At 42.5% G+C, this 9707-nt stretch carries 5 protein-coding genes; 4 read left to right on the top strand and 1 reads right to left on the bottom strand.

Annotation, left to right across the window (positions count from 1 at the left end):
- The first annotated feature begins 65 nt into the window (after positions 1–65).
- The 4 genes from RMY63_RS35760 (at position 66) to RMY63_RS35745 (ending at position 4411) form a co-directional block, all read left to right on the top strand.
- The gene (locus RMY63_RS35760; protein WP_322733237.1) at positions 66–827 is read left to right on the top strand and encodes a hypothetical protein; all 762 of its coding nucleotides are present in this window, start codon (positions 66–68) and stop codon (positions 825–827) included.
- Positions 824–2587 (top strand): type IV secretory system conjugative DNA transfer family protein, encoded by a 1764-nt coding sequence (locus tag RMY63_RS35755; RefSeq protein WP_322733236.1) that lies wholly within the window; start codon positions 824–826, stop codon positions 2585–2587. Before RMY63_RS35760 ends, RMY63_RS35755 begins: the two co-directional genes overlap by 4 nt.
- A gap of 260 nt (positions 2588–2847) precedes the next feature.
- Positions 2848–3264 carry a hypothetical protein gene (locus RMY63_RS35750; RefSeq protein WP_292704518.1) on the top strand — a complete coding sequence of 139 codons (417 nt, stop codon included), beginning with the start codon at positions 2848–2850 and terminating at the stop codon, positions 3262–3264.
- The gene (locus RMY63_RS35745) at positions 3257–4411 is read left to right on the top strand and encodes a hypothetical protein (protein ID WP_322733235.1); all 1155 of its coding nucleotides are present in this window, start codon (positions 3257–3259) and stop codon (positions 4409–4411) included. Before RMY63_RS35750 ends, RMY63_RS35745 begins: the two co-directional genes overlap by 8 nt.
- A gap of 21 nt (positions 4412–4432) precedes the next feature.
- On the opposite strand, the gene mobF is transcribed toward RMY63_RS35745, so the two are convergent.
- The gene (mobF, locus tag RMY63_RS35740) at positions 4433–9397 is read right to left on the bottom strand and encodes a MobF family relaxase (protein WP_322733234.1); all 4965 of its coding nucleotides are present in this window, start codon (positions 9395–9397) and stop codon (positions 4433–4435) included.
- Positions 9398–9707: the final 310 nt, after the last annotated feature.

Genomic DNA, 9707 nt, shown 5'->3' with positions numbered 1-9707 from the left:
CATTGTCGCAGTTTTTGATCCCATTTTTTCAGATTTTGTGAGAAATCCGCGCTGAATTAAGCAATTTGAGCCTATCAGAAGTTCCCCCATTAGCTGATCTATTTTCTAAGAATGGTGCTGGACTGGGTAGCAGCACTATTTCTCAAGCCATAGCCTCAAATCCTCAAGTCGCAAACCTGACACTAGATAAGATTGACCTAAGCAAATATTCGCTTGATTCAATTCCTGGGTTGGACAAAACTCAATTAGGGAAATTTAAATCATGGCAGCAAGCCTATGTGAATCAAATTCCTAAATTAAGTCAAGTGCCCTTTGATAAAATGCCTCAGCCTATTAGCTCTGATATAGGCGTTGTGGGGATTGCATCGGTTGTACTTGGCACAGCAGAGAAGGGCGACACAAGGGCTGGGAATGATTACTTTGTTTCTGGCAGCGTTGTCAGAGGCGACCGCACTGAAGAGGTCGCCTGTCCTCCAGGCATTGAATGCTCATACTTAGAGATGGGGGATTTTGCTGGCAGTCAGGGCGGCTTGTATGGTAAGCGTTGGGCATCAGGCTCATCCCAACAAGTCAAGGGTGGTTATGGAATTCTAGCTGCTGTGAATGGGGGCAAGGAACCCACGGGGCGGCTAGTGTATGGTAGTGGGTTCAAAGTGGCGCTAACTGGAGTTAATGAATCCCTTGGGACTGCCGACTTTGGCTTATTCTTTAGGATCTGTGCGCGACCGCCATTTCAGCAGAAAACTTGCACCCCTTACTTCATTGGCCCAGTTCCCTGGTTGCCCGTGAGTGAGAATGATTTGGTTATCGTGGGGACGGGACGATGACAGGGACTCCTAAGACAGAGGTTAAGCCAAATCAAATTATTCCCCCAGGTATTGAATCGGCTCTGTTTTCCCCCGCAGGTTTAGGGGTACTTGCCTGTGGTGCGGTGATCGTAATCGCCAAAATCATCGATAGTAGGGGAGGGAAAGCCAAGCTAGCGACAGCGCGCTGGGGCGGGACAACAGAGAAAACAGCGGCTCGTCAGTTGGCGTGTAAACAAATCCAGCAACGCTTGCATAACCGAGTATCGCTGTATGTGGGAACTCCCAAGAATACAACAAGCGAGGTTATTAATGGTGTCCGTAGAACTTGCATCCCTGAAGATTCAACAACCCTTTATTTTCCAGAGGCACAGCGAGGCATCCTAGTTTGTGGTGGCCCAGGGAGTGGAAAGTCATTTTCAATGATTAATCCCCTGATTCGCTCTGTAATTGACCAGGGCTTACCTCTGGCTTTATATGATTTCAAATACGCCTCCCAGGAATCAGCTGATTCTCCATCTAAAGGGCAAGCTCCAATACTTGCAGGGTATGCGATAGAACGCGGTTATCAGGTTACTGTGCTTGCCCCAGGCTTTGCAGAATCAGCAGTTGCCAACCCTATAGACTTTCTTCGCAGTAATGAAGACTCAGAAATGGCACGGCAGCTTGCGATTACACTCAATCGCAATTTCCAACTCGGTGATAAAGATTCTGGAAATAGCTTCTTTACCAACGCTGGCGATCAGTTAGTCCAAGCCGTCTTTATGCTGACAAAGGGCACAGAGTATCCAGATATCATGATGTGCCAAGCGATACTAGGGTTGCCCAAGTTAGTTAAGCGCATTGAGCAAGCAGAAAATCTGAATTTCATGGTTAGAGAGGCTTTCGCACAGTTTGTATCTGTTGCGGGTTCCCCAGAAACAGCAGCTAGTATTGTGGGTACAGCTAGCGGATTGTTCAGCCGCTTCATGGTTCCCTCGGCATTAGCAGCGTTCTGTGGAAAAACCAATATTCCTTTGGATTTGAAGGGGCGGCAGATGGTGGTATTCGGGATGAACAAAGAAAAGCGTGATGTAATTGCCCCATTGCTAGTCTCGATTCTACATCTATTAGTTAGCCGGAATGTGGCTAACAAACGTACTTGTCCAATTGTTTTGGGGATTGACGAGTTGCCTACTCTTTATTTACCAGCACTGGTTGATTGGCTGAACCAGAATCGGGAAGATGGTTTGGTATCGATACTGGGATTACAAAATCTCTCAATGCTGATTGAATCTTATGGTGAAAACACAACTAATGCCATCTTTGGTGGTTGTGCTACCAAAGCATTCTTTAACCCCCAAGATGATGTCGCCGCCGAACGATTTAGTAAGTTTTTAGGTGAAGAGGAAATTAAATACAAGCAACGTTCTCGCTCATCAGGAGGCAAGGGTGGTGCAAGTATTTCTAATTCTGACCAAAACAGTACTCGCAAGTTATTTGATGTCAATCAATTTAACACCTTACCATCGGGAAAAGCAGTAATTATTAGTCCCGGTTTTCGTTCTCGTGGTCAAATAAGTTTGCCAATCTTGCAATCAATTAAGATTCCTAAGCATGAAATCCGGTCTGAAGCTGACAGTGTGAAAGCTTGGTACGAGTTTCAAAAGTTCTTATCTAAAAAGTCTACTCTCTTAACTCCAGCAGATGAAGAAATGAAAATTCGCCGAGCCTCCGCGATAAAATTGTTACCTTTAATAGAAAACCAAGAGCAGTTATCAGAATATGCAAGTCTGATTTAACGAACAGAATTCAGGAGTCAGGAGCCAGAATTCAGAATTGAATTCTGTAGGAGTGGCGGATGAATAAACGGGTTTAAGTTCCCCACTAAATCTCCGATTTAGTGGGGCAATAATCAAGTGGTGGGTCTGAATCCCCACTCATTAATTCTGACTCCTGTTAGCGGTAGCGGGGCGTTTAGCCCATTCAGGATAGCTGAATTCTTCTTTAAAGTGAAATTTCCTGCCCTTAATAGTCATCACAAATATTCAGGATAAATACCATGTCGTCACGCGATTTTTACTCACTTAATGATTATGACAGACGAGAAATTGCAAAACTTCCACCTCAGATAGCAGCTTTAGCAGATAAATATCCATGTGAGATTGTAAATGTTGTCGATGCTTGGGACGATGAGCCTTTTGGGATTAATTATGTTCCTCAATATGTTGAAATTTATAGCGATGCTGGTGAAAAGGCTAGCTTGTGTATTTTAGACGGGGTTCTCACTGACTATACACCTGCTAATCCAGAAATTAATACCTCAACTGTCCAAGTAATCATTGATGGCAAGTTTGCTTATATCGAAATTGAAGGAAGGGTAATAATCAATCATTTGGGCGGGATAATTCTCCCCAAAGTAACTGTCAATCCTTCGGAGTTAATTCAAGTTTTACTAAAGGAATTAAATCATGATTGATGATGGAGATGCCAAAGAAATTAAACGTGACTACTTGGATATTCTAGAAGCCCTACTTAAAAATATTCAGCAAAAAGCAAAATCAAAAGAAATACCGACTAGCAACGATATAAGTATTTATGCTGGTGGTCAGCAGGTATATAAAGGACTTGTCGGACAATCACCATCTAAAAATTTATTGACTTCCGAACAACTAGAGAATATTAACCTAGCGATAACTGACCCCAAAAATTCTCAAGGTACTATCTCGATAAAGATTGGTAAATCGGAAGTTTTTCGCGTTCAAAATGGACGGATAACCAATGATTTATTAGGTTTAGCTCCCCCATCACAGCCAAATAAAGTTGTAACGAAGGAGCGAATTTATAGTGTAGAAGCTTTGCAAAAACAAGTGAAAGTTTTACAAAGTAAACTTCAAGCACAGCAAAAACTTGTTGAAAGTATCAAAGAGACGCAACAAACGCCCGAATCGCTGTCAAAGTTAATTGACCAAGTTGCCGAAATGGGTAAATCTTTGGAGAAACAACAGCAGTTGATTGAAAATACTCAAAAAGCATTGTCCCAGGTGAATGAACGTTCTTTACCACAAGTTCAAAATACGGTTCTTCAAAATTGGGTGGGTACGGTTGAGAACAAGGTAAAACAAACTGCCAAGAATGTTTTTGAGTGGGTTAAAGATGCGCTAACACCTGAATTTACCAAGCTCAGAAACGAAATTGCTTTACTCAAATCTCAAATTAATGAACAAATCACTAGCTTCAAGGATGAAGTTAAATATCAGACTGACAGTGTAAGAAATGAACTCAATCAACAAGTTGGTAACTTAACAGGAGAATTACGTACACAAGCAGATGGTGTTAAAAACACTGTTGAGCAAAGCCTTATGGGTGTTAAGTCAGCTATTGACAATACTCGAACTGAACTACGATCTGCTGTTGATGATGTTAAAGGTCAAGCTATCGAGCAAAGTGTTCAGACAGACACTTCGGGGTGGGGTTTTGTGCATACTGGCATAACTGGACAGTTGTCAAAACAGTTGATTCGTCGCTCCAATAAAATAATCTTAGTAAGCGGTCAGAAACTAGGAAATTTTGTCTTAAATAAGCAGTTAAAAATAGTGGGAATAACAATAACTGGGAAGTCTTAATTTTCATTTCCAATTGATTAGTTAGCGCCGAAACCGGATCTGCTCACCGTTGTCACCTGACTGTTGAGGATTTATTTTCAATCTCTTCAGAATCAATGGTTTGTCATCTCTAATCAGTTGCCTAACGATGTTCATTTTTTCCTCAAAAGTCAAAGCTAAAGCATCAGTTGTAACACTCGTAAATAACTCGCTGACCTTTGCTCCTGTTACCTTTTCACCTTTGAGATATTTTCCTACTTCCATAACTACTTCTGCCAATCTTTCAATATCTAAACCCTGAATCATCTGTTTGAGATGCAACTTTAATTCTGCTAGTAATGTTTTAGCTAAGGTTGACTCAGTAGCTGATTGCTCAACAGAGTTAGAGGTGGATAAAATAGCTCTTTTCTCTACATGAGATTGCAACTCAGCCGTCAATGCTTCCTCAAAGTTATTAAATGCAGTTTGGTCTTCAACTAACTGCTGATGAGATCGAGAAAGTTGCTCTGTTAATCCTAATACTGTTTGGGCTAAAGCAGATTCAATACTTGATTGCTCAACATAATCAGAGATTGACAGAATAGCTTTATTTTCTGGATAAGATTGCAACTCAGCCGTCAATGCTGTTTCAAACTCATTGAATGTACTTTTAGCATTAACAAGTTGTTGATGAGATTGAGAAAGTTGTTCTGTTAGCCCTAATACTGTTTGGGTTAAAGCAGACTCAATAGCTGATTGCTCAACATAATCAGAGATTGTATTTAAGAGTTGTCTGGTGGCTGGTTGTGAAGAATGGACATAATTTGCTTCTCTATTAAAAATTGTTGAATTTTGTCCGTTAACTTGTCTTGAGAGTTTCTCTGTTCGTTGACCTCGAAGCCCATCATCTGTAGAGCTTTGGTTAATTCCTGCAATATCGTCTCCATGCTCGAAGACTTTTTCGAGTTCAGCATCTCGGTTAATTGCTTCAAGAAATTCGCGTAACTCGCACTCATTTCGGTTAGTTTCTCGGTTTGACTCGTTTCTAATAACTTGATTAGCTCGCTCATCTGCTGGCTGTTGGTTTGTAACTGCTCGATTCTCTGGCTCAATTCCTCTATCTTCTCGGTTAGCAACTGTATCTGTGTTGGGTTGTTGTCGTTGGTTAAAGTCATGGGTTTGTACCTGTGGTTTATTTTGTATAGAACGTTGTTCTGGTGTCAGATGAGGCGGTGGTGGAAAAGCCGCACTCAAGAAGCGTTGATTCTGCTGTTGCCAGTCTCTTAAACGCTTTGCTTCATGGCTCAATTTCTCGTAAGCTAGTGGCCCACTTGCGACTATGAAATCATCAACACCTTTAGAAGGGCCTGGCAAGCTGACAACTTTTACTCTTGCTCCAGCTTCTTGTAACAATCTTCCAGTCACTGAAATATCTCGTTCGATATGGAGCTTCGTTTCGGGCTTGGTTTCGTAGTCAAAGCAGAACTTGAAAACTCTCCCTTGTGTGGCGAAAACCGCTAATTCCTCATGTAGGTAAGACTTACCGATTTTTTTACCAAACTCATCTTTGGGAGTTCGGTATCCCGCCGAAATCCCAGGTAGCCCAATGGCAGCGTGACCTTGGCTCAACAGGCTGGCTGCTTTTTTCGCACCTTCTGCGATCGCACACGGGATATTATGTTTCCATACACAGTACCAAAATCCTGACTGGCGATCGCTATCACTGGGGTTCACCTTGTGTTTGGAGTAAATGCGTTCGGCAATATCGTCAGGGACATCTAGCAAGAAGATACTTAATTCAACTTTTGGGGGATGCTCATATTTAATGAATTTCCCTTCAATTATTTGCCCAGACTCATCTTTTTTGGGTCTTGGTTGATTTGGCTTGTAGCATCCCCATCGTTTAATCGGCGGTTTCTCACCTGGCTTTAAGTCAGCGAATGAACGCGCATCAACTCCAGCATCACACCACCATCCACCAGCATCAAGATGCGAATATGCCCTTATAAAACCATCTGTTAGCCGTCCTGTATTTGTTCGATTCAGTTTTTCGCTGACCATGAGCCGTTCCCAGGCTTCATGCTCACCACCTGCATAGTTAAACTGAAGACTCTCAAAGTTCAACGCTGTAATATCGGGATGGATAGCGCTATCTTCAAACTCTTGCCAGTGCTTTGGTTCAAGAAAATTGGGAATGTCTTTAGTATGATGTGGTGTCCAGAATGGTTCTGTGGGGGCAGCAGATTTCAGTACTGGCTTAGAGAAAACCGATTCAACAGTATTATAATTTGGTGCCTCTTTCAAGACGGGCAAGACTTTCGGTACTTTTGTTGATGAATCATGGCTTGTTGTCCGGCTAGATGCGACTGATTTCACAATTGGCTCAACATTAGGAGTAGATACTGTCGTCTCTTGTTTTAGTACTGGCTTCTCAAAAGGGGCACTTATATTTATAGTTATTGCTTGGTGCTGCTCAATCGTCGATTTCTGAATTTGTTTTCGTAGCAATTCCAAAGCATTCTCTTTGGCTTTCGACTGTTGCGCCAACTCTACCAATCGCGTTGGATCTTCGGTGTAAATCTTTAATTCATGCCTTGCACGGCTGGCAGCAACATAAAAACTTTCCTGTCCAATAGTGAAATCTGCCGAAATTAACACCCGATCCGCAGTTTTCCCCTGACTACTATATGTTGTACTCACAAGGGCATAGTCTAAGTTTTGCGCCTGTGCCAAACTAATGCGTTCAGTACGCTCATCAGCATATTTAATGTGGACTATGTTCAGGTCGATTCCTGTCACAGTAAATTCTTGCCCGTTGCGTCGTCCCAATTGCCGATCGTTTTTCTTCCATTGCAAGCGATCGCCCACGGCAATTTCAATCTGGTGACTCTGGTAAACCGCTTTCTCAAAAGCCGTGTCTACATCCATTACCTGACCATTATCACCAATTAGGGTCAACTTATCAGTAGTTCGACCTACCACTTCATATAATTTGCCTTTATCCAGCCCCCGGCGTTTGTAATCCCGTGTGGGCATGATCACATCACCAATTTCAAAGTTATGGGCAAACCGCATCTGTACTTTTGTCAGATTTTTGGTTTGCAATTGGGTGATGGTTGCAGTTTCTCCCAAAGTTCCTTCACCCTTGAGCTTGTCTCGAATCGCTTGGGTAAGGGCAAGTCTTTCTGTATTTGTTCCAGCTAACACAAGAGTTTTGAGTCGCTGCTCTGGTGTCCCTACTATATAATCATTGGCGATCTGCTCTATTTTGGATTCACTGTCTACTTGAAGTATGGAACCGTTGGCTTCTAGTCGTTCAAATCCTGCTTCTATTCTGCCATCAGCGATTAAATCTACTGCCAGCTTCAGTTGAGGGTCTTTTTGGCGCAACGATTCATTGAGGTGTGCGGTTTTGATTCCTGCCTGTTGCAAAGATTTGAAGGGATTACCTGCTGATACTGCTGACAACTGCCGAGTGTCACCTACTAAAACCACCCTAGCTTGAAGTAAGGTTGCTCGTTGTAAAAGTGCATAAGCATCTTTAGCACTGAGTAAAGAAGCTTCGTCCACAATCCAGATTTGATTTGGTTCAATTTCCTGTGGTTCAGTGACAAGTAATCTAGCCACTGTCTCAGACTGAATTTCTAATTCTTCGCTCAAAACCTTAGCAGCAGAGGAACTGGGGGCGAAGCCTTTGATAATATATCCGGCAGAAAAAGCGATCGCTTTTAACTCTTTGAGGGCGAAAGTCTTGCCAGCACCAGCTACCCCCTGCCATGCAATGAATTGGTCAGATGTAGTTGCAGCTAATTCTACCGCTTGGCGCTGTCCCTGATTTAGTAAGGTATTCTCTAAGTGGTTTTCGACTACTTCCGAGTGGGAAATGGAGCCAAACTTACATTGACCCTGCTGCATCAACTCAATCGTCGCCAACTCCCGCCTCACCGCTGTCATCGTCGTAAATTGGTCGGTCAATCCTGGTAGAGCGATTAACTCCTGATGCTCTCTAATCAGGGCTGCTGTTGCTGTTACATCCGTAGCTAAACGTGACTCTAGGATGAATTTTTCTAAATCCTCCTGCTTAAAGGCGACATTTCTCTCACTGCAATGTGCGATCGCTAAATCTAACCCATCTACCAAACTCAAATCATGGGCTGGTATATCCTGCCTTGGTTCACCTGCCTTAACAAACCTAATCCCTAACGCCACAGCTTCTTCTTTCCAGAATGCAAGTAACTCTGATTCTGGTAGTTTTTGCTTACGCTGGCGGGTATCGTCCCAGATTTTCTCACGTTTTGCCCAAGTAGAATTAATCCCAGATGAAGCAATGATTTGTTGTCGTCGTTTAGAAAACGTTTCTAAATCTTTCTCCAAAAAGCCTTTGATATCAAACTGCCCATGTAAACGAAACTCTATTTCATACCCAAGTTTGAGGACTTCACGTCCCAGATAACTTTGATACGCCATTCCCAAGAATTTCTTATTGGCGAATATTTCATTATTGCCCAGGCTCAACCATCTACCATCTCTTGTTTGCGTCATATTCATCAGCAAACAGTGTGTGTGCAGATGTGGATCTAAGTCCCGACTCTCGATATGGTCAAACTGAGCGACGACCAAGTTACTAGTGTTGACTCTATGGCGTGAGTCGCCCTGGATGACTCTGGTATAGGCATAACGTTCTTCCATCAGTTTTATTACTTCAAATAATGCCCGATGATGGGCATCGATTAAACGTGTATCCCCACCTACCAATGCCATCAAGCTCACGCTTTTGGGGGCAGAGAATGTACAGTCTAATGCGGCTCTCTTCGTTTTTGGTTTGACTGCCCTGGCATTTAACTGTTCTTTACCATCAGGCGATCTCCCCTCAATCACATTTTTAAAAGCGTCTTCGTCATCCACTGCCCCTGACAAACCCAATTTTTCAGCACCTTGACCACTCCAAAGTGACTTACCTTCGTGATAGTAATTCTTGATGAAGTAGTTCACTGCCATCTCTCTTGAGACGTTAGCCGCTGTTAGCATGGCTCACCCTGACTCTGGACAAAACATAACTTAATACTCCTTCTATTCCACTGACAGAAATTCTGTTTATTTTCTCTGCTGGTAAGATAATCACCCTTTAAATAACTATTGAATGTCGTTGTTAACCCACATCATCAAATGTAGCCACGCTTGATGACGAGTGAAAATATTTTCACGCTCATTGTATTTTTAGTTTTTTATCCCAGAGGTAATTGATATTTAATATAGCAAAAAACTACAGCATTCTTTCCGCCAAATATGGCGTACTGTGCGTCAGAAAAAGATGGATTGTATGGCTTGTGGTTATTTC

The sequence above is a fragment of the Nostoc sp. ChiQUE01b genome (genome assembly GCF_034531255.1).
In the GTDB taxonomy this organism is placed as follows: domain Bacteria; phylum Cyanobacteriota; class Cyanobacteriia; order Cyanobacteriales; family Nostocaceae; genus Nostoc.
This window is presented reverse-complemented; position numbering and strand designations above follow the sequence as displayed.